This is a genomic window from Pseudoduganella violacea, assembly GCF_014191875.1.
Taxonomy (GTDB): domain Bacteria; phylum Pseudomonadota; class Gammaproteobacteria; order Burkholderiales; family Burkholderiaceae_D; genus Rugamonas; species Rugamonas violacea_A.
Window position 1 is genome coordinate 40,903 of sequence record NZ_JACHXD010000017.1, and the last position, 22,334, is coordinate 63,236.

The window sequence follows — 22,334 nt, forward strand, 5'->3', positions numbered from 1 at the left end:
ACTACCTTACTTTGCCGGCGCCTTCGGATCGACCACCGTTACCGGCTCGCCTGCAGGACCATAGGTCCGGATGCTTGGACGGTACATATCCTCGGCAAACGTGCCCGGCACGCTGAAGCGGCCCGGCGTCACCACCCGCAGCATATAGAACAGGTTGAGCGGATTGCCGTCCAGGCGTGCCGCCGCCACGAAGCGGTCGTCGCGGTATTCCTTATGCTTGATGCGAGAGTCGGACATGGCCGAAGCCAGGTTCACGCCCTCGATATTGAACTCGCCCGCCTGCGGACCTTGCGACAGGTTCAGGTTCTCCACTTCCAGACCGGCCGGAATATGGTCGACGATCAGCGCATCCTCGACGGTCTGCTTGGAACGCGCCGTGACGCGCACCAGCAGCATATCGCCCACTTTCAGCGCGCCGCCCTTCCAGGGCGTGCCTTGGGTGGTGAACCAGCGGCGCTCCACCGACATCTTGTCGCTGTTCGCGGTCAGCTTCAGCGGGAAGCCGCTGGCCTCCACCTCCACCCACACCGCGTTGCTGCCCTTGTTCTCCAGCGTGATGCCTTTGGCCGCTTGCGCCGGATCGAGGCTGCGCGTTTCGCCATTACGCGAAGACAGCGCCGTGTTGCCGTCCGGCGTATGCAACACCGCCTGCCATGGCTCGCCATTGCTGCCGCCAGCGGCGCGCGCCGCCAGGAACAAGGCGATACGCTCCTGCGTCGAGTAGTACATATGCCCCCTTGCCAGACGCTCGCCCAGATTGTTCAGCAGGGTTTCGCGCTGCGGATGGCTGATCTTATGGCGCAGCAGCAGCGCGTATGCCATGGCGTTGTCGCGCACCGGGCTGCCGTAGTCGCCCATCCACTCCCAATCCGAATCCGGACGGATGCCGTAAGGCTTGACCATCGCTTCCGCAATCGCGGCTTCGGCGCGCTTGGTGTCGCCCATCAGGGACAAGGCGATCCCCAGATGCACCAGCGGCAGCGGCGACCGGGCGCGTTCGCGGTACTGGTCGTGCAGCAGGCGCAGCGAAGCCAGCGAGGCTTTCTGCTCGCGCGCCAGCATATAGCCGATGTGGGCCAGTTCGGCGAAGCGCTGGTGGCTGTTGCGCACCAGCTCATAGTCACGCCATTCGAAGCGGCCTTGCGCATCCGGCTTGACGCTGGCCGGGAATGGCGAGAACTGGCTGGAGGCGCCATTCAGGCGGTCCACCATCCATTGCTGCGCGCGTTTGCCCATCTCTTCCGGCACATTGAAACCGGCTTCGCGCGCATCCATCAGGAAGCTGGCGACATACGGCGTGAGCCAGTTCTCGTACTGGCCATTATCGCCGCCCCACAGGCGGAAGCCGCCGGCAGAACCCTGCATGCCGGCGATGCGGCCGATCGCGCCTTCGATGAATTTGGCGCGCTGCTCGCGGGTGCGCGGCTCCAGGCCAACCGCCTTGGCGCTTTCTTCATCGATATAGATATGCGGATAGGCGGCGCTGGTGGTCTGTTCCAGGCAGCCGTATGGATAATCCAGCAAGCCCTTGACGATGCTGCGCACATTCAGCGGCGGACGGTTCGACACCGTCACATTGAGCGCCGCCGAACCGCGGAAGAAGCGTTCCACCGCGGCCGGATCGATCTTATGCGTCGCGCCAGGTTCCAGACGCACGCGCACCGAATCCTGTTCGCGCGCCACCGGCGGCTGGATCTGCAGCGCGAATTCGCGGTGGATTTCGACCGGCTTGGCGCCGCCCGTTTTCACGTCCAGCACCAGGCGCGCCAGGCCATACGGCTCGCTCGGCTCCACGCTGAAGCGCAGCACCTTGCGCTGACGCGGCGCCAGACGCAGCTTCTGTTCGCCGTCGCCGATGCGCAGCAGACGGTCGCTGCTCAGGCGGATATCGATATCCTGCTCGCCCGGCATCATATTGCTGACGTCCAGCGCCACCGTCGATTTGTCGCCAGGACCGATGAAGCGCGGCAGCGAAATCTCGGCCACGATAGGCGCGGACACCACCACCTCGCGGTCGGCGCTGCCGTAGGAATCGGCGGTCGAGGCCACCGCCATCAGGCGCAGCGTGCCGTTGAAGTCAGGGATATCGAGCGGAATCTCGGCCTCGCCCTTGGCGTTCAGTTGCACCGGGCCGGAGAACAGGTCCACCAGCTTGACCTTTTTCGGCATGCTGCGCGTATCGCGCTTGCCCGCGTCGCCGCCCCATTTGATCTTGCCCGGCGTGCCGTCCATACGCTCGATCAGCTTGCCGTAGATATCGCTCAGCTCAGCACCGAAACGGTGTTTACCGAAGAAGAAATCGAACGGATCGGGCGACTTGAAGCTGGTGATATTCAGAATGCCCACGTCCACCGCCGACAGCGTCACCATGGCCGTTTTGCCGGCCGCGCCATCCACCTTCACCTTCGCCACCATGCGCTTGTCCGGCACCACCTGGGTTGGCGCGGTCAGGCTCACCTTCAGCTTGCGCGATTCGCGCGCCATCGGCAGCCAGGTCATGCCCACGGCACGCGCCGGCGTCACGCGGTCGCCTTGGCTGCCTGGGCGGAAGACCACCGTCGAGATATACATATCCGAACGGTTCCAGTTCTTGTCGATAGGGATGGTCAGGCTGGTGCCCTGGGTGCTCACCGAAACACGGGTGCTCCACAAGACCTTGTCCGCCTCCACCATCACCAGCGCCTCGCCGTCATGCGGCGGCACGATCTTCAGTTTGACGTCGCTGCCGGCTTTGGCGGGCGCGCCTTCCAGTTGCAGCTTCACGCGGTCGGGACGGTTGCCGATGCTCTCGGCATCCTGCGCATTCCAGCCCGCGTAGAAGCGGTAGCGTGTCACCAGCTTGGTGGACGGATCGGTCACTTCCAGGCGGTACGTGCCCCACTGCACCGGCACGGCCAGCTTGGCCCTTTCCTTCAGCGACAGCACGCCAGCATGCACGGCTTCCTCGGCCTCGGTATAGCCGGAATGCCAGCCACGGTCGGCGTCGTAGCGCCAGTAGTATTGACGGTCTTCGCGCACCAGGCGGAATGGCGCCTCCTTGATCGGATCGAACTTGCCGGCCGCATTCACGCGGATCAATTCAAACTCCGCCATGCTGCCTTCGCGCGTCACATCGCTGTCGAAAGCGGGACGCACGGCGATCATGGCCGGCGCTGGCCACCACAGGCGCTCCACCGAACGCACCACGGGACGGCCCCCCGATTCCAGCAGGCTCAGGGAAGCACGCACCCGCATGGCCGACCTGGCCTCGGCCTTGACCGGCACCTGCAGGCTGGTCTTGCCGTTTTCATCCAGTTCGGTTTCCGGCAATTCGGCGCGGCTCTTCTCTTTGTCGTCGGCGAAGTCGCCGAAGATGAAGCCCGGCCACTCCTTCGGCAACGGATTGCGCGCGCGTTCCTGCGCCACGCTGCCCAGCAGGCGGTTGCCCGAAGCGGGCGCGCCGTACAGATAATCGCCCTGCACCGCGACCTTGAAGCTGGTGGCGTCCGCCGTCATCGGCGCGGCGTCGCTGTTCAGGGTCAGTTTCATGCGCTCGGGCAGGAATTCTTCGACCTGGAAGGAATAGATGGCGTCGGCCCGCTTGGCCGTCGGATCGGCGCGGAATTCCAGACTCCATTTACCGGTGGCGGCATCGACCGGCAGGTCGATGCGCTGCTGCATATAGCCCGGCGTCTTCGCGTTCGGCTGCCACAGCGAGGCGCTGACCACATCGCCGTCCGGCTTTTTCAGTTCGACCTTGACCGGCGCCGGCGGCAGCGCCGTGCCGTCGGCCGTGCGCGCCAGCAGCGACACGGTGAATTTCTCGCCGGGGCGGTACACATCGCGGCCCGAATAGGCAAACAGCTTCACATCGCGCGACAGGTGGCCGCCGATATCGAATTCGGCCAGGTCCAGGCCAGGTTCGCGCAGCGCCACGACCGACATTTCCTTGTCGCGCCGCGCCATCAGCAGGCGGGCCGTATCGGGCAGGCCTGGCAGCACGCCATGGCCGTCGCCGTCGGTCTTGCCGCGCAAGAGCACCTTGCCGCCCTCGCCCAGCACTTCTAGTTCCACGCCGCTTTGCAACTTGCCGCTCTTGAGCGAGGTGGTGAAGACGTCGGTCTGTTTGACCTGGCGGCGCACATGCAGGCCGATATCGCTGGTGTAGAAATACGTGACCTGGTATTCGCCGTCGAAGAAACCGGGACGGCGCATCACGGCGATATACACACCTGGCTCTTTCAGCTCGGCGACTTTTTCCACCGGCAGGAAGGTCACCTTGCGGCTATTCTTCTCCTCGCTGGTGGTGAAGCGGTTGCTGTACACGCTGTCGGCAATGCCTTGCAGGGAATTCAGCTGCCAGCCGCCGACCTGGCCTTTGAAGGAGGTGCGGTCGTAATAGCCGTCGTACTCGCCCTCCTCGTTGTTCTGCTGGCGAATGCCCAGCACCATCTCCATAAACTTCGGCATCTTCTGCGGCGAAACGCGCAGGAACTCGACATCCACTTCGGGGATATTCACGGTGACGATGGGCAGGCCGCCGTTCAGCCCAGCCGGCAGCACCGTGCCTTTGCTGGCGAAGAAGAAGGACGGCGACATCTGGTCGCTCAGCACCTCGCACTGGTGGGCCTGGGCCAGCTTGCGGCCGCCTTCCGCAGCCAGCGCGGTATTCACCTTGATGCTGTAGCGGTGGCCAGGCTTCACGTATGGGAAGAGCAGGACATGGGGATTGTCCGACACCACCCAGGCGCCTTTCAGCAGCGTGCCCGCAGGCTTGGCCGGCTTGCCATCGGCGCCCGGCGTAGCCGGAACGGGTGGCGCTTTCGAGTCGCCCATATCCGACACCTCGATCACCTGTTCCAGCTGCTGATCGCTCTTGACCGCATCGCTGAAAGTCAGGGCCAGCGCCGGCTTGTCCTCATACAGGCGCGCCACGCAGCTGTTCACGGCAAACGGCAGGTTCGGATTCGGCAGCACCGCGCTGCCCGCCACCGCGCCACGCGGCGCGCGCTGCTTCTTATACCACCATGTGCCGCCCGCCGCGGCGGCGGCCAAAGCCACCACCAGCAGCAACCAGGCCACGCCTTTTTGTTTGATGCTAACCATTAGAATTCCCCATTTCTTGGTGCGCTCACCATTATTAAGGTGTTCGCAATAGCTGCAAATCATACAAGAAATGCTTAGGGGAAACCATCTCAAATTCTCCCGTGCGCACCTGTCACCGCATATTTACCGTAAATACACAAATCATTGAAAATCCAATTTCTGCATATACAATAATTAAATGGACCTTTCCTTTGATCCGAAAAAAGACCGTATCAACCAGCAGAAACATGGTGTTTCGCTGGTAGAGGCGGAACGGATCGAATGGGATACGGCACTGGAACAACTGTATGACCGGGCGGACTATCACGAGGACAGATACATTGGCCTCGGCTTCATCGGCGCCCGGCTCTATTGTGTGGTGTATGTAGACCGTCAGGATAGCCGCAGGATCTTCAGTCTGAGAAAGGCGAATGCCAGGGAGGTGAACTACTATGTTGAAGCGAATCGATAAGGAGAAAGCAGTGTCGCAGGAACCGGACGATGCTCGCCAAGCGCGTAGGCTCAAGGCGCTTGCCGCCATCAGGCCGAGCGAAGAGGAGGACAAGGCCATCACGGCTGCCGCACTTGCCGACCCGGACAATCCGCCATTGACAGATGCACAGCTGGCGCAGTTTAAACCGGCCCGCCGTGGGCGCGGCAGGCCGGCACAAAGTATTACCAAAGTGCCAGTCAGTCTACGTCTGGATTTTGTGCTGCTGGAGTCATTCAAGGCCATGGGCGATGGCTGGCAGACCCGCATGAACGAAGTACTGCGCGAATGGGCAGTCAAGCATAAGGTCATGCTACGCCACTACCACGCCACCGTGCAAAAGCCTGAGAACGAACAACTCACCGTGTATGAGTGCATGGTGCTGGCGCAAGACGATGGCGCCGCCAAAGAAAAGGTCAAGCGCCATTTACGCGCCGAGGGGCGTGACAACGATGCACGCGGCCATGTGTACACCGTAGATATGGGAAGCGGCATGGTAGATGGCCTGCCGCTGGTTTGCTGATTTTTCGGAACAACAGCCGCGCCTGAAGAAGTCCCCAAAAAGCTTGAACTAACACTTTTCCGCCTCGGCGCACGATTGACGATGAAATATCCCCGTCATATTCCGCCGATATGATTGCGACAACTTTCCGGGCTGGCTAGCAAATCGCTATGCGCGGCGCGGAAGGATGCTCCCGCCCACCGCAATCCAAGGAAGAGTGATGTCCACCAGCCGCCGCAAGTTCCTCAGCTTGGCCTCAGCCAGCGCCGCCAGCACCCTATTTCCCGACCTGATCCGCGAAGCGCTCGCCGTCCCCGCGAATAACGTCACCGGCACCCTGGCCGACGTCGAGCATGTGGTGATCTTCATGCAGGAGAATCGCTCTTTCGATCACTACTTCGGCTGTCTGCCGGGCGTGCGCGGCTACGACGATCCGCGCGCCATCACCCTGCCCAGCGGGAAGCCGGTCTGGTTCCAGCCCGACGCCGGCGGCAGCCCGGTGCTGCCCTTCCACTTCGACGCCAAGAACACCAGCGCGCTGTCGCTCGGCACCGACCATTCCTGGAAAGGCTCGCAGCAGACCTGGCAGAACTGGGATGCCTGGGTGCCGAAGAAAACCCCGCAGTGCATGGGCTATTTCGACCGCGGCGACATCCCCTTCTATTACGCGCTGGCCGACGCCTTCACCATCTGCGACGCCTATCACTGCTCGATCTTCGGCGCCACCGATCCAAACCGCATGTATTCGCTGAGCGGCACCAACCGCAACTGGCTGGGCGCGATGGGCAGCCTGTATAACATCAGCAGCGCCGGCTACTACAACAACGATCCGGCGCGCGACAATATCTCCTCCGCCGTCACGGCCAGCGCGCCGACCTGGCGCACCTATGCCGAGGTGCTGGAAGCGAACAATGTGAGCTGGAAGGTCTACCAGGAGTGGGACAACTACGGCGACAACTACCTGGCCTACTTCAAGAACTTCCGCGTCAATCCGGACGGCAGCCGTCTGTCGCCGGACAGCCCGCTCTACCGCAAGGGCCGCGCCCTGGCCGCCGGGTCCAACGAAGCCAATTCGCGCGGCACCAAGGGCCAGTGGCTGGTCAACGAGTTCGCCGAGGATGTGCGCAACAACCGCCTGCCGCAGGTATCATGGATCTGCGCGCCCAACGACTTTACCGAGCATTCGCCGAATTCGCCGAACGCGGGCGAGAACCTGACGGCGCGCCTGTTGGCGGCGCTGGTGGCCAATCCCGAGGTATGGTCCAAGACCGTCTTCCTGCTGACCTACGACGAGAACGACGGCTTCTTCGACCATATGCCGCCGCCCGTCGCGCCGCTGAATTCGAATATGGGCCGCACCACCCTGGCCGACATCGGCGCGTATGAAAACTATAATGGCGTGCCGGTCGGCCTTGGCCCGCGCGTGCCGATGCTGGTGATTTCTCCGTGGAGCAAGGGCGGCCGCGTGTGCTCGCAACTGTTCGACCATACCTCCAAGCTGCGCTTCCTCGAAGAGTGGCTGACGGTGGGCTTGAAGAAGAACCGCGCCGCCGTTACCGCCGAACATATCTCGCCATGGCGCCGCGCCGTCTGCGGCGATATGACGTCGGCCTTCGATTTCCGCACGCCGAACAGCAGCTGGCCGGCCAGCGTGCCGAAAAACACCGAGTACCAGCTGGTGTCGGGCAAGCCCTATCCCATGCCGCCCGCCGTGCAAAGCCTGCCGCTGCAGGAGCCCTGCCGCACCGTCACGCGCACCAAATATGCCTGCGCCCTGCCCTACGCGCTGCACTCGCCGGCCCGGGTCATTGGCAGCCGCCAGGTGGAACTGTCCTTCATCAACCAGGGCCAGGCCGGCGCCGCCTTCGCCGTGTATTCGCGGCTGCGCACGGACGGCCCTTGGCACTACACTGTGGAAGCGGGCAAAAAAATCGAGAAGGAGGTGTGGAACTGGAGCGGCAACGCCTACCACCTGGCGGTGACGGGGCCGAACGGCTATCTGCGCGAACTGGCGGGCGGCTTCCTCGCCGCCGGCAGCGCCAAGCCGGAAGTGCAGGTCAACTACGACAGCGCCAAGGGCAATATCGAAATCACGCTGTCCAATCTGGAAGGCGGCAAAGGCTGCACCTTCACCCTCAGCGACAATGCCTACGGCGCGGCGACCGCCAGCTACCCGGTGGCAGCGGGCCAGCAATTGCGCCTCAGTTGCATCCTCTCCAGCAGCTTTGGCTGGTACGACTACAGTATCACTTGCGACACCGATGCGCAGTTCATGCGCCGCGTGGCGGGCCATGTGGAAACCGGCATGGCTTCGCGCACCGATCCGGTAATCGGCACCAACAGCCGCCGCATCGCCCTCAGCGCCAGCGCGCAGATCGTGCAGCGCGGCGCAACACTGACCATGAACTACGCCGCACCCGGCGGCAAGGCCGACGCGCAAAACTGGATCGGCATCTACGCGGCCGGCGCCACGCCCAGCGCCGCCAAGCCCGCCCTGCTCTCGGCTTATGCACCTGGCGCCAGCGGCAGCCTGAATTTCAACACCGCCGCCCTGGCGGTGGGCGAATACACGGCCTGGTATTTCCATCGCGGCGGCTACACGGCGCTGGGCGACGCGGTCAATTTCGGCGTCACCCATTTCGTCACCACCACGCCATCGGCGGCGCGCGGCACGCAAGCGGTCTTCGACTTTGCCATTCCGGCATCGCGCGCCAGCGTCAAGAACTGGATCGGCCTGTACCGCGCCGGCAGCGCGCCTGGCGCCACCGGCTCCCTGCTATGGCAATACGTCACCCAAACCAGCGGCGGCGCGCGCTTCGACACCAGCACGCTGACGCCCGGCAGCTATACCGCCTGGCTGCTCTACAACGACGGCTACAGCGTCCTGGGCGGCCCAGTCGCCTTCACCATCACCTGATCTGGACAATTCAACATGATGACATACTTCAAGACCGCCGCCCTCGCCCTGCTGCTGTGCGCCGCCAGCGCCCAGGCGGATGTGCAGCGCATCGAGCAGCGCAGCGGCTTCAATCAGCTCGGCAAAATCAGCCAAAGCAGCAACTTCGACGACTTCACGGGCAGCTACAACTATCCCGGCTACGGTTTTACGCGCGGCGATGTGAGCTATGTCTCGGATGAAAACCTGATCGTGGGCAGCGGCGCGGCGCATGGCATCGGCAGCCTGCGCCCCGTGATGAGCAACGAATACTGGTCGCCCATCAGCGGCAGCATCGCCCAGTCCTACACCCTGTTCGGCTTCGACGCCGCCGTCAGCGCCGGCACGGTGGACCTGAGCATCACGACCAACCTGGCCCGCTACCACTTCAAAGGCCTGGCCCTGCCCGATGGCAGCAGCAGCTTCGGTTTCCTCGGCTTCCGCGCCACCGCAGGCGAGTACTTCACCGGCTTCGAACTGCGCAGCCAGGGCGACGGCTATCTGGCCGGCATCACCGACGTCACGCTGGGTAATGTCAGCGCCGTCCCCGAACCCGCCACGCCCGCCCTACTGCTAACCGGCCTGAGTCTGCTAGCCTTCCTGCGCCGCCGCCAGTCCTGAAACTTCCACAGCCGAGTCCGCCGGATGGCCGTCCCGTTCGATTGGGGTCTACTCCCAATGCGGGCAAGGACTCGGCTTTTTAAACAAAACCGCCTTCGGCTTTCGACGTGGGTTTCGCAAGCTCGGTTAGGAAGCTATTTTTGATCTTCTCAATAGCGTCTTGCTGATCTTCCCCATATTTTTCCTGTAGCGCCTGCGCCAGATGACGAGCGGCATCCGCCAGAATGACGCCCCATGCCTCCTCCTCAGGAATACCCATCGACTCGCGGTACATCCCGACCTTCATTGAGCAGTGCAACCTCTGCTCCGCTATCCATACTCGCAGCATCTCAACCGCATTGCCGTCGCGGAGGGCGGCAGGGGGAATTGGGCGTTCATTCATAGTAAGATTTATCTTTAAGGTTTAGGGGGAGGCTGAATACCATTGGCAGGCCATTTGGTTTCTCTCACTTCATTCCTTCTGTTATCGAGATTCCCCACGCCGCCATGATCATTGATGGCCTGCTGCTCCTTGTTACGGCGCTCTTCACGATTACCCTTATTGTACTCGCCTATAATTTGCGCCCCTTCCCGATCGCGCCCATCTGACTTATCGCGCTTACGCTGATCCATATTGTCGGTAGTGCCGATGTAGTCATCCCCTGAACTAGTCTTATCGCCGGGAACGCAATAGATACAGCCCTTATCCGATTCTTTGCTGCCCGGCTTTGGCGCATCCGCGGTAGCCTGATCTGTCGTGCTGCCATCGGACGCCAGCGGATTTTTCTTGTTGGCGGCATGGATCGCGCGGATCTCGCCGTAGGCATCATATACGCCATATACGCCAAGGCCAATCACAACGACTTCGCCCACCACCGGCACCCAGCTTGCCGCCGCCCCACGCAAGGCATGTTTACCGACATGGCGCGCCACCACCGGGCCGTATGTCTTGACCACGCGCTTGGTGGTGACATACACCGTCTGCATGGTCTGCGGCGCCATGCGCACCGTATCCATCATCATGCCGATCGACTGCTGCATACCCTGCTGCATGGCACCGATGACGCTCAGATTGCTCGGCATGCGCATACCGTAGACGAAAACGATGGCGTCATATCCGCTCGGATCCACCAGATTGGTCGGATTGTTCAGCACATAGCTGTAGCGGTTGTAGTTCTGCCCATCCTGCGGGTCTTGCAGATGCGGGTCGGCGCTGGCAAAGCGTGCGGTGAAGGGATCGTACACGCGGCCATTCATGTGCACCAGATCCTGCTGGTCCAGCATTTCATGGCCGGTGAAACCGCGCTCGTCGAGCTGGCCATCCAGGTTGTCCGGCGTGGCCGAGCCATCGAGCTGGCGGCGCTTGCCCCAGGCGTCGTAGGCCAGTTTCTCCTTCAGCACACCGTCCACATTCGACAGGGCGACAATGCTGCCCAGCCGGTCCTCATGCGTCCATAGCAGCTCGGTGGAGCCGTCCGGGCGGTCGAGTTCCAGACCCAGGCCATGCGGCCAATAGGTCTTGACGGTCACGCTGCCATTGCGGTTTTCGCTCTCCTGCGCGCCGCCATAGGTGATCACCAGGCCATCGCTGCGGTCCTGCCGCGTGCGCTGCTGTTCCGCACCGTAGGCGAAGGTGCTGGTGATGCCGCCCTTGCTGATGGTGTTCGGCTTGTCGAAGCTGGACCAGGTGTACTGCTTGCCGGCGCCGCTCAGCAGGTTGCCGTTGATATCGTAGCTGAAAGTGCCGGGCACGCCGCTGATGCTTTGCACGGCATGCGGCCGCGTGGAACCGCTGCCTTGCGGCGGATACTGGTAGTTGCCCAGCCCCGTTTTGCTGCTCAGGTTACCGCCCGCGTTGTCATAGCCGAAGACTTGCTGCGCGCGGCCAGCCACCTGGCTTGATTTCAGGCGGTTCAGATCATCGTAATCGAAGTCCTCGATGAAGCCGTCCGTATCCCAATACTGGGTACGCTGCTTGACATTACCCAACGCATCGTATTGATAGCTGTCCTGCACCCGCACCTGCTGTGCGGCGGTTTTCAGCACGCCATCGCGCAGCCGCGCGGTGCGCGGATCGTAGCCATGGCTCTGCACCAGGCCATTGCCCAGACGTTCGCTCAAAAGGCGCTGCGCCGCGTCCTGCTCCTCCACCTGCCACAGAACCAGTCCGGAGCGCTCGACCCGGGCCAGGTAATCCTTGTTGTTATAGCGCAGATCGTAGCTCTTCAGCGGACCGCTGCCGCGCTGGTAGCTGTGGCGGATCGCCCGGCTCCAAGCATCGTACTCGACATTCGCGACGTAGTTGGCATCGCCCAGCACCGTGGTCACGCCGGCGGAACGGCCCAGGCTATCATAGCTATGCAGGCGGCGGTAATCCTTATTGCCCGCCCTGAGCGTATAGGCTTCGGACAGCCGGCCAATGGCCTTGTTGCCGCTGTCATAGGTCCAATGGCTTTCCAGATCGGGTTCATAACGGCCCGTGGTGCGGTCGATGGCGTCGAACTCGAAGCGCGTGGTCTGGCCCTTGGCGCGCTGCACGGGCGAAGTCTGCTTCCACACCCGGCCTACCGGGTCCACGTCGTAATGAATCCAGCCCAGATCCGGATCGCGCAGATCGGTCTTGCGGCCAAGACGGTCGTATTCGACCGTGATCACGTTCTGGTTCGGGTCGGTGGTCGTCAGCAGATTGCCAAAACCGTCGTAGGTGTAGCTGGTGACGCCACGCCCCGCATCTTCCACCTTTTCCAGCAGGCCAAGCGCATCGCGCGTTTCGACGCGGCGCTGGTTCTTGGCGTTGACGAAGGTGCGCACGCGGCCCTGGTACTGCGCGCTGGACTTCAGCTCACGGCCGCTTTCGTCCAGAGTAGTCTGCTCTTTTGTGCGGTCCAAATCATCGTAGAGCCAGCGGCTGTCCAGGTATGCCGGATCGTTGCCGTAGCGCGGCTGATCCGATTCGTACAGGCGCCCCCGCTCGTCAAAGCGGCGCTCCAGAATAATTTGACGGCCGTCGAAACCCCAGTTCAACTTCCGCACTTCACGGCCGGCGCTGTCGGCATAGGACACGACCGGGGTCGAGATGCGGTCCGCACCATGGTAGCTTTCGACGATGGATGCGGTGGCCGCGCCGCGCGGGCAACCGCCCTGGCAAGCTTTGTAGTAATAGCGGCTTTCATTGCCATCCGGGCGCACCTCGCTGGTCACGCGGCCAAAGCCGTCCGCCGTCCAGCGGGTTTGCAGCTGGTTGGCATCCTTCAAACTGCTTTGCACGCCCGTGCCTGGGAAGAAACTGCGCGTTTCGCTATGTCCAAGGGCGTTGCTGGTGCTGAGGGCAAAACGGCCGCGCGGATCATAGCCGACGTTGAGCAGGGTCCGCGTGGCGGCGCCGGCCTGCGGATCCTGCCAGGATTGCAGACGCTTGTTCACCAGGCCGAAGGCATTGCCGCTGCGGTCCAGGGTAATCACCACTTGCAGCGGCGTGTTCGGCTCTATGGTTTCCTTCTTGAGCAAGCCATTGCCGTCATATTCCAGCAGCAGCGCGTGCGTCACATTGGCCCCGGCTGGATTGCTCTTCGTGACATTGCTGGTTTCCAGCAGGCCAAGCAGCCAGGCATTGCTGTCATTTTTATAGGTGTTGACGGTCGTCGTACCGTAACTGCGGCCGCCGGCACTGGAAAGCACGGTCTGCCGCGTCAGGTTGCCCCAGCCGTCGGTGTAATAGCTGTTGGTGCCGACGGTGCTGATCTCGCTGCCATCCAGATCCTTGCGGATCACGGTGCTGGCATCGGGATAAACGAAGACGCCATTGCTTCCGCTGGTGAAGCTCATCGGCGTCTGGGCATAGCTGTTGCGAATATCGCTCACCATCACACCGGCACTGGAGACAACCTGGGTGCGATCGACGCGGCCGATGAACGGGAAAGTTTGCAGCATGACCGACGTGGTGGACATCTGGCTCTGGCCGTCGATGTCCTGCACCTTGGTAAAGCCAAGCGCGCCACGGCCCCAAGCATCCGCCATGCCACCTTCGTAGCGGTAGTTGTTGCGCAGCCAGCCACCCTGCCCATTCGCGCTGCGCAGCTGCTTGACCATGGCGCCGGTCACCGCGCCCACCTGCGGATAAACCGGCACGATGGCGCGGCCATCCACCTGCGCCGTGCGGGCATAGACGGCGGCATCGTCACCGCGCGCATAGTCCACCTCTTCGACCTGGCCCAGGCCATTGGTGACACGCACCAGCCGGTCCTGGCTTGGCGCCACCGCCAGCGTAACCGCCGACAGGACATCCTTGCCATCCACCTTGGTGCCCGTCTTCACCAGGAACATGGGAACGCCGCTGTTGTTCAGGAAGACCGCCTGGCTCTTGCGGTCCGCCGCCTCGCTGTAGGCAAAGCGCTGGCACGTGAAACCGCTGCCGGTGTAGCGGCACAACATGGCTTTCGGATCTTTCACCGCTGGATCGTTGGGCCAGCGATAGCTTGGGTACAGGCTCACCAGCAGGCGGCTCGTGCCATCGCCAAGGAAGTCGCCGATCTTGGCATGCACCAAGTTGGTGACATCGGGCCAGGCCGGATCGAGATAAGCATTCAGCGAACCGTCCAGACGGCAATCCGCGCCAGTTTCCTTGCTCAGGCAGAGGTAGGTACCGGACGCGGCACCGCCGCGCCCATAGATGAAGTCCGTCAAACCATCGCCATTCACGTCGCCAATGCCGATTCCGGAATCGATCCAGGAATTATCGTGGCCGACACTGCGGGACTGGAAGAGCGACTGGCAGGCAAACTCGCTCTGGCCGTTGAAACAGACGGTCGCGCCGGTGATCTGGTCCACCGGCCAGCAACGGCCGCCATCGCATTGCTGCGTATAGGGGTTGGACGGATTGGCCGCCGGGACCATGGTTTCCCAGGTGGAGTACAGGTCGGACACGCCCTCCCGGCTCAGATTGATGCCCTTGGGCTTGAAGAAGTCCAGGGTCAGCAGACGGCCATTCCCATCGGGCAGCGGCGGCAGTTCTTTCAAGACCAGGGGCTGGCAGCGAATGCCACTGCCCTCATGGAAGCAATCGTTGGCCCGGCCCGAGGCATCGAACTTCGTGATCAGGTGCGTGCGCCGGTCATTGCGCAGGTCAACCAAGCTCGGGACATCGCTACCACCGGGCATGCAATTGAAGTCAATGCTGCCATCCCCCATCGGTTGGCTCAGGCATACGCCCCATTGCGAGCGCGCGGCATTCTGCACCACCAAGTCCTCGCGGCCATCGCCGTTCAGATCGGCCACCATCATGCCCGAGATGCCATTGACCAGATTGGTGGTGATATTCATGGCCGCGATATTCAGCTTGCGGTCATAAATGCGACCATCGGATTGGCGGATGCGCAACTCGCCGGTGAGGCGTCCATCCACTTGATTGGGGAAGGCCACACAATTCGGTTCGCCCGGCTGGCCGCAGCCCTGGCCTTTGACCGCGATAAAGCTGGTGCGGCCGCTGCCGTCAAAATCGCCTTGCAGCTGATCGGCATCGACCCGGCCGATGGCCGGCAAGGCAAAGGGAGCAATGCCAGGCACCGGCGCAAATGCCGGGACGGCGGCGGCGCCCGATTCGAACACCGTCTTGGGCAGGTATTCCAATACCCCCGTCACCGGGTTGGTGGCACTGGCCTGCATCCAATCCACCAGGCTGCGGCCGCTGCCGCTGCTCTCCACGTAATGGATTTGATGGTCGCGCACCAGGGTGCCGCCGCTGCCGTCGGCGGCGGTGCCGATGTAGGTCTGCACATGGCTCAGGCGCGAGCGCAAGTCGGCGCGCGAACCGCCCGTGTACAGCAGCTGCACGTCGCCCCGGCCTTCGTAGCTGAAACGCACGGCCAGATCGGGCGCCAGGCCGGCGGCGCTGTTGCCGCCATAGCGGATCTGGCGCGGCGTGAACTCGCCGCTGCCCGCGTCCTGGTTGTAGTCCATGCTGATGTAGTTGCCCAGGCGGTCTTCGGTCCGCGCCAAGGCCCACAACAAGGGCTGGCCGTCGCTGCGGCCCTGCGCGGCGATCGCGCTGCCCGCGTCGATGCCGTAGTAGCTGATGCGGCCGTCCTTATGCTCGGCTTTGAAACCGCCATTGCCCAGGCGTGTCACGCGCACAAAGCTTTCCTGTTCGGTGCGGTACACGGCGCCGGCGGCCCAGTAGGCGCCGTCCTGCGCATCCAGACCGCCACCCGGGTTGCCGCCATCGGCGCGCAGCAGTCGCTGTCCGTCGAGGCACAGGCGGTCGGACAGGCTGAAATTGACGCGGCCAGCCACGCCATCGCGGGCGATGAATTTGGCGCAGCGGTGAATCTGCGACAAGCCTTGCAGGCTCCAGCCCAATCCCACCAGGCCATTGCCCGCGGTGCTGGAATAAGTCAGCGACAAGGCCGGCGCCATGCCCGCCGTACCCGGCGGAACAGGCAACGCCATCGTATATTGCGCGCTGCCGTCATTGCCGACGTGCAGGCTGCCTGGCAGGCTGCCGGCATCGGGATTACCCAGGTGGGGCACGTCCACGCTCACTGGCAAGGGCTGGCTCGAACTGGAGCCGCCGCTGCTGATGGTCACCGTGGCCGCCGCCGATTCCGCCAGCTTGATGCCGCTGCCGTCGAAAGCCTGCGCCACCACCTGATAGCTGTTGGCCTGCAATGGCGTCCAGCTGGCGCTCCAGATATCGCCGCTGGCCGTGCCGGTGGCGACCTGGGCGCCATTGGCGTAGAACTTCACGCTCTTGACGCTGGCCGTGGCTCCCGACGCGGTGGCGCGCAGGGACACGGCGCTGTTGGTACTTCCGCTACCGCCGTTGCTTGGGCTATTCAGGGCCAGCGCGACGCCGGAGGAACCCACCGCTATCTGGCGTTTAGCCGTATACAGCGTGGTGTTGCCGTCCCTGACCTTGGCATAGATGGTGTAAGTACCAGCCGGCACATTGGTCTTGTTTACATAATAGGCGCCGGCCGCCGAATCGGGCGCAGCCGCGATCCATTCGCCATTGAAATTGAAGGCTACTTCGTCATAGCTGCCGTCGCCGGCGCTGATCACCGCACGCATGAAGACGGTGGCTGGCGCCGGATAACGGTCACCCTCATTGGGCGTGCTGATACCGATGCGCATGCTGCCCGGCATTGTGCAGCTATTGTCCGGGCAAGGCAGGGATGCGCTCACGTCACCGCCGGCATTGAGCGCGTATACATACAGCGGCCGCCCCGCGTATTGGCTCACGTAGCTCGACAGGTCAACCACGAAATGGTGGGCCGCCCCTGGCGTGCCGCACTGCGCCTGGACCGCTGCGTTATCGGCTTCGCTGCTTACATTGGCCACGCCGGAGGTCAGCAATTGGCCGCCCGCCTGCGGCGTCGGGTCATCCAACAGCACCTGATAGTTCAGTCCTGCGGCCACACCCGCCTGGCAGGTCCAGCCAAACAATTCCGGCCTGTTCGCTGCGTTGATGCGGATGCCGCTGATCGCGCCCAGCAAGGCGCTGTTGGTCACGTTCACCGTGACCGGCAGCGAGTCGGTCTGCACGCCCGAACTGTCGGTGCTGCGCAATTTGAGATGGTGCACGCCGGCCGGCAAACTCACCGTCGCATTCAGATTCAGGGAAGACGAAGAACCCGCAGCCGAGCGCACGGCGGCGCCATAGCCCTTGCCACTATCGACGAACAATTCCAGCAGCGTGACCGAGGAGCCGCTGCCATTGCCTTCGACCGTGATTGTGGCGCTCGCCGCGCCGCTCACGCGCACATTGGTGGGCGTAGCCTTCAGCGTGGCCGTCGGTCCGGCGCCATTTGCCACCGCGATCGACAGATTGGGCGTCGTATCGCCGAACCATTCATAGGATTCGCGCAGCATGCGCCACTGGAAGTTGTAAGTGCCCGGCTTCTGCGGCGCCGTGATCGGAATCGTGAACGTGCCCCGCTCGCCCGGCGCCACGGAACCGCTCAGGTAAGCTCGCGATACCACCTGCCAGGTCCGCGCATCCTGCGGATTCTGTCCACCCAGGCGATAGGCTTGGCCTTCGCTCCAGGTGCTCGTGCCGGTATTGAGCATCGTTACCGTCACGTTGTAGGGCTGGCCGGCACGCATCGCCAGCGGCACGCTTTGCGAGACGAAAGTCGCGCCGTTCCCGGTGGAACTGGCCGCCACATTGACGCTCACATTCGGCGTGACGGCACCAAACCACTCCACGAATTCTTCCAGCATACGCCACTGGAAGTTGTAAGCGCCAGGCGTTTTCGGCGCTTTCACTTCGAAGGAGAAGGTGGCCGTCTGGCCCGGCGCCACGGACGAAGGCAGCGCCACCCGGTCCGGCGAGCGCCAGGTCTGATTGTCCTGAGGATTCTGCGAACCGAGAAGATGCTTGCGCGCCGCAGTCCAGGTGGAAGTGCCGGTGTTCTTCATCGTCACCGACACGGTATAGGTCTGGCCGATCAGCATCGACGCCGGCACCGACTGGCTGACGAATTCGGCCTGATTCACGCCCCGCGGGACCGGCGCTACAGAGACGCCCATCGCGCACCAGGAGGACGCATAGCTGGATGAAGTCACGCCATTGGCGGTGGTACCGGGGAAGTTGCTCTTGGTGCCCTGGGAGCTGAAGGTGACGACACCGCTCTCGCCGTCGGCCAGCAGGCCGGAATGCACCAGCAAGGCAGGGATATTCGAATCGGTGGTGTAGCCGAATTCCTTGGTACCCCAGACCGTGCCGCCGCTGCGGCTACCGGTATAAGTACCGTTGGCCGGAAGCTTGGCCGTGCATTCGTCGCTGCGCGGAGTGACCGTCACGGCCACGTTCGGCGTCGAGGCACCGAACCACTCCCAATACTCCTCCAGCATGCGCCACTGCATATTGTAGCTACCCGGCGTGGTTGGCGCGGTCACGTCGAAAGTAAAGCTGGCCGTTTGGCCCGGCGCCACCGCCCCAGGCAGGTCGACACGGCCGTTACCCCAGTTTTTGTTATCCTGCGGATTCTGCGAACCGAGAAGGTGCTTGCGCTCCGCCGTCCAGGTCGACGTGCCGGAGTTGCGCATCGCCACCGTGATCGAGTAGCGCTGGCCCGCCACCATGGTCGAGGGCACCGACTGCGAAACGAATTCAGCGCCGTTGGTACCGGTTCTGACCGGCGGCGTAGCGTTGCTGCTGCTGACCGCAAGCTTCATCGCGCACCAGGACGGCGCATAGCTCGCCGACGTCACGCCGTTGGCCGTACTGCCAGGGAAATTGCTCTTGGTATCGAGCGGCGTAATGGTGACATTGGCGCTGGCGCCTTCCGCCACCAGGCCGGCATGCAGTAGTGCCATGCCCACATTCGAATCTGTCGTATACCCGAACTGCTGCGTTCCCCATAAGGAACCGCCGGAGCGGGTGGCGGTATAGGTACCGCTGGCGGGAGTCTGGCTCAGACAGGTCTGGCTGACAGCCTGGACCGGGCCTGCGAAGATGAAGATCAGCAGGGCGAATAGGACTTGGAAGGTGCGCGCAATCATCATGGGGGATGCTTATTCTGTTTTTAATAGGCAAAACTCTCCCCTGCCGACAAACGTGGCTTAATTTGAAGCAAGGAAGTCCCGATGTGCCGAACGGCACGGTGTGGCCAGACGAGCCCAGCGCCCGCCCTTCTTACCAATGCATTTACTGCACCTGCTGAAGACGCCCTGACCTGCGGCAGCTTTTACTATATTTGCAAAAAACCAATGAAATTATGGCAATAGCTAGTCAGATAAATCTCACCAATAGTCACTTGCTATGAAAAATAGGGATGGATCAGCGGCAAAACGTGTCGTATCAGCAACGCTGATACGACTTGGATGATCTGCCTTGCTGGGCTTATGTATCTCGGCCTTCACTTCAAAATGCAGGACTTTCGCAGCACTGCGCAGCACGTTTTTCTGATGTGTGAGATGAACATCCAGCAGCGCCGGCTGCAGCACCAGTTCCCGGATAAATTCCTGCAGCGTTTCGCTATCGCGGGCATAGCCCCTGAGCGCGATTTGCAGATTGACCTTGTCCGGCTCGAACTCCATCAATTCAATATCGTCGCCGACTGCGTTTTCCACGGCGGCGAATACGGGATACCAGGCAAAGTCACGCTCCGCCTGCAAGGCGCGCCAATGCTTCTGAATCTCGGCCTGCGCCGGATCGGGCAGATTCACCACGGGCTTTTCCTGCCTGCTTGCCATACGCTCTGCCCTGCCTTGCAGCTCCTGCGCCTCTTGCCAGCGTTCATAGGCGGCCCGCGCCAGCCAGCTGCCCGAAACCAGAAGCAGAACCAGCGCCGCCACAGCAACCGGCCGCACCGGCGAGGGCGGCACCAGGTATCGTTCGCTCTTCTTCATGCCCAGCTCCGGCTGTGCCAGGAAAGGCGGCGCATGGCGATACCGTCCAAGCAGGACTGGATTGGTGCTGCCAGATCCGGCAGCGTCCCCGCCGGCCAATAGCAAATCTCGCTATCTGCCGCCTCGGCGATGGCGGCGCGGCGCAGCAGGCGCAGGCATGCCTGCTCAGCCGGCCCGGCCACGGCTTCGGCGTCGAGCATCAGCAGTTGCCGGCCTTGGTAGGTGTGCAGGGTGAGGCGATTCGGTTCCTGCAGCAGCACCAGGGTGCGGCCGGCGATGGCGGTCTTGCGTCGCCAATACGTATCGACCGAGAGCGGAAGTACGGAACCCAACTCCAGGCCTTGCGCCAGCAGTCCCTGCGCCAGCGCCTCCAGCCATTCGCTGGGAACGGCGTAGGCGATGCCGTCCATGCCGTAGTAGCGATACGCCGTCTGTACCGCATGCGCCTCGCCGATGGCCTGGCCCTGGCGCGAAAACGCTGCCATCGCGTACATGCGCAGCGCCTGCGGCCCTTGCACGGTGGGCTGCCAAGGCAGGCGTACCAGTTCCGCTGCGCTGTCGGACAGCACGATATCGAGGATGGCGCGGCGACGCGGCCCGGGCTTGCGCATGGCCAGCAGCGCGTCCATACCGGCCAGCAAAGAAGATGGCGTCATGCCGCTGTCCAGCTCCACGGCTGCCTGTTCGCCGCCCGCCAGCAGGCAGCGGCCCGGGAACCAGCCGATCCTTACGCGCTCAGGCCACAAACGTAACACGGTTCACCTCCTGCAAAGTAGTGTGCCCGTCGCGCACCAGTTCCAGCGCCACATCACGCAGAAAGCGCGTGCCCTCGCGGCGCGCCTGTTCCTTCAGGGCGCGGATCGAGGCGCGCGCAATGATCATTTCGCGGATTTCATCGGTCAGGCGCAGCACTTCGGCGATGGCGCGCCGGCCCTTGTAGCCGGTATTGCGGCAGTGCGCGCAGCCACGTCCCGCATGAAAGCGGTAATTTTCCGGATCGCGGATGCCCGACTCCTCCAGCAGCCGCGCGTCCGGCTCCACCGGCGCGTTGCAATGTACGCAGTTCTGGCGCAACAGGCGCTGCGCCACCACGCCGGTCAGCGAGGAGACAAAGTTGTATGGGTCCACACCCATGTGCATGAAGCGTCCGATCACGTCGAAGGTATTGTTGGCGTGGACCGAGGTGAACACCATATGTCCCGTCAGCGCGGACTGCACCGCGATCTGCGCCGTTTCGGGGTCGCGGATTTCGCCGACCAGGATCTTGTCCGGATCGTGGCGCAGAATGGAGCGCAGGCCGACGGCGAAACTCAAGCCCTTTTTTTCATTGACCGGAATCTGCAGCACGCCGGGCAGCTGGTATTCCACCGGGTCTTCGATGGTGATGAACTTGTCTTCACCCTGATTGATCTCGGTCAGCGCCGCGTACAGGGTGGTGGTCTTGCCGCTGCCGGTCGGTCCTGTCACCAGCATCATGCCGTAGGGTTCGGCCGCCAGGCGGCGCAGCAGCTGGATGGTGACGGCGTCGAAGCCCAGTGAATCGAGGGTCAGGCGCTGCACGCTGTCGATCAGGGCTTTCTTGTCGAGCACACGCAGCACCGCGTCCTCGCCGTGGATGCTGGGCATGATCGAGACGCGGATATCGATGTCGCGCCCTTTCGATGCAACGCGGAAGCGCCCGTCCTGCGGAATGCGTTTTTCGCCGATATCGAGTTCGGCCAGCACCTTGATGCGGGCGATCGCCTGTTCCGCCAGCGCCGGGTTGTTCACGCTGGCGATGCGATTCAGCACGCCGTCGATACGGAACTTGATGACCAGGCCTTGCGGCTGGGACTCCAAGTGGATGTCGCTCGCTTCCAGCCTCAAGGCGTCGAAGACGGTGGAGTTGATTAGTTTGACGGCAGGACTGGCTTCGCCCTGGATGGACGACAATGTGAGGTCGCCGCTGGCGTCGCGCACGATTTCGCTTTCCGCATCGTCGCCCACGGCGTCGGCCACGGCGCTGAAGCTCGATTCGTGGCTATCGAGCTTGGCGCGCAGCGCTTCCGGATCGGCCAGGAAAACCTGGGCCGGCTGCAGCCGCGCCAACCACAAGCCCAGGCCTTCTTCGAACGGCAGGCCAAGCACCGCCAGGCGCCTGCCCTCGCCGTCGGCGCCGAGCAGCACCAGGCGGCCCGACATATCGGCGTAGGCGGCGGCCTCGAAGTCGGGCGCCAGCGCACCTAATGCGTCTTCCGCCAGCACGTCGTAGGCCAGCAGGCTGGCAGCCGCCATCAGCGCCTGCCTCGGTGGCTGCGACAGGTGCGCGCTCAGTTCGCGCAGCCATGCGGCGCCGGACTGGCGGCCGATGCGGGCCAGGTCATTAAAAGACAGTGCAATTTGTTCCATAAGCT

10 protein-coding genes are annotated in these 22,334 nt (G+C 63.0%); 4 read left to right on the forward strand and 6 right to left on the reverse strand.

The genetic code is table 11. The annotated features are described in order from the left end of the window. Positions 1-6: 6 nt before the first annotated feature. On the reverse strand, positions 7-5,085 hold the full coding sequence (locus tag FHS03_RS22775) for an alpha-2-macroglobulin family protein (protein WP_183443215.1): 5,079 nt from the start codon (positions 5,083-5,085) through the stop codon (positions 7-9). A 178-nt stretch (positions 5,086-5,263) separates the two neighbouring features. Between FHS03_RS22775 and FHS03_RS22780 the strand changes: the two genes are divergently transcribed. The 4 genes from FHS03_RS22780 to FHS03_RS22795 all read left to right on the forward strand — a co-directional run bounded on the left by FHS03_RS22780 (position 5,264) and on the right by FHS03_RS22795 (position 9,612). After that, positions 5,264-5,536 (forward strand): BrnT family toxin, encoded by a 273-nt coding sequence (locus FHS03_RS22780; RefSeq protein WP_183443216.1) that lies wholly within the window; start codon positions 5,264-5,266, stop codon positions 5,534-5,536. Further along, a complete protein-coding gene (locus tag FHS03_RS28560) occupies positions 5,517-6,077 on the forward strand; it encodes a BrnA antitoxin family protein (protein WP_183443217.1) in 561 nt (186 codons plus the stop codon). Before FHS03_RS22780 ends, FHS03_RS28560 begins: the two co-directional genes overlap by 20 nt. A gap of 199 nt (positions 6,078-6,276) precedes the next feature. Next, positions 6,277-8,973: a phosphocholine-specific phospholipase C gene (locus tag FHS03_RS22790; RefSeq protein ID WP_183443218.1), complete on the forward strand. Its 2,697-nt coding sequence runs from the start codon at positions 6,277-6,279 to the stop codon at positions 8,971-8,973. A 15-nt stretch (positions 8,974-8,988) separates the two neighbouring features. Beyond that, positions 8,989-9,612: a PEP-CTERM sorting domain-containing protein gene (locus FHS03_RS22795; RefSeq protein WP_183443219.1), complete on the forward strand. Its 624-nt coding sequence runs from the start codon at positions 8,989-8,991 to the stop codon at positions 9,610-9,612. A gap of 79 nt (positions 9,613-9,691) precedes the next feature. Here the strand turns inward: FHS03_RS22795 and FHS03_RS22800 are convergent, their stop codons facing one another. The 5 genes from FHS03_RS22800 to FHS03_RS22820 all read right to left on the reverse strand — a co-directional run bounded on the left by FHS03_RS22800 (position 9,692) and on the right by FHS03_RS22820 (position 22,329). Then, a complete protein-coding gene (locus tag FHS03_RS22800) occupies positions 9,692-9,994 on the reverse strand; it encodes a DUF5076 domain-containing protein (protein WP_183443220.1) in 303 nt (100 codons plus the stop codon). 14 nt (positions 9,995-10,008) lie between these two features. Next, a complete protein-coding gene (locus tag FHS03_RS22805; protein WP_183443221.1) occupies positions 10,009-19,095 on the reverse strand; it encodes an NBR1-Ig-like domain-containing protein in 9,087 nt (3,028 codons plus the stop codon). Between the two features lie 237 nt (positions 19,096-19,332). Next, complete coding sequence (locus FHS03_RS22810; protein ID WP_183443222.1) at positions 19,333-19,941, reverse strand: PilN domain-containing protein; 609 nt, start codon at positions 19,939-19,941, stop codon at positions 19,333-19,335. Beyond that, on the reverse strand, positions 19,938-20,696 hold the full coding sequence (locus tag FHS03_RS22815) for a hypothetical protein (protein ID WP_183443223.1): 759 nt from the start codon (positions 20,694-20,696) through the stop codon (positions 19,938-19,940). The genes FHS03_RS22810 and FHS03_RS22815 overlap by 4 nt, the downstream gene beginning before the upstream one ends. Further along, the gene (locus FHS03_RS22820; RefSeq protein WP_183443224.1) at positions 20,677-22,329 is read right to left on the reverse strand and encodes a GspE/PulE family protein; all 1,653 of its coding nucleotides are present in this window, start codon (positions 22,327-22,329) and stop codon (positions 20,677-20,679) included. Before FHS03_RS22820 ends, FHS03_RS22815 begins: the two co-directional genes overlap by 20 nt. Positions 22,330-22,334: the final 5 nt, after the last annotated feature.

Coding starts and splice junctions, on each gene's coding strand:
- FHS03_RS22775 (WP_183443215.1), bottom strand. CDS start 5,085: ATGGTTAGCATCAAACAAAAAGGCGTGGCCTGGTTGCTGCTGGTGGTG.
- FHS03_RS22780 (WP_183443216.1), top strand. CDS start 5,264: ATGGACCTTTCCTTTGATCCGAAAAAAGACCGTATCAACCAGCAGAAA.
- FHS03_RS28560 (WP_183443217.1), top strand. CDS start 5,517: ATGTTGAAGCGAATCGATAAGGAGAAAGCAGTGTCGCAGGAACCGGAC.
- FHS03_RS22790 (WP_183443218.1), top strand. CDS start 6,277: ATGTCCACCAGCCGCCGCAAGTTCCTCAGCTTGGCCTCAGCCAGCGCC.
- FHS03_RS22795 (WP_183443219.1), top strand. CDS start 8,989: ATGATGACATACTTCAAGACCGCCGCCCTCGCCCTGCTGCTGTGCGCC.
- FHS03_RS22800 (WP_183443220.1), bottom strand. CDS start 9,994: ATGAATGAACGCCCAATTCCCCCTGCCGCCCTCCGCGACGGCAATGCG.
- FHS03_RS22805 (WP_183443221.1), bottom strand. CDS start 19,095: ATGATGATTGCGCGCACCTTCCAAGTCCTATTCGCCCTGCTGATCTTC.
- FHS03_RS22810 (WP_183443222.1), bottom strand. CDS start 19,941: ATGAAGAAGAGCGAACGATACCTGGTGCCGCCCTCGCCGGTGCGGCCG.
- FHS03_RS22820 (WP_183443224.1), bottom strand. CDS start 22,329: ATGGAACAAATTGCACTGTCTTTTAATGACCTGGCCCGCATCGGCCGC.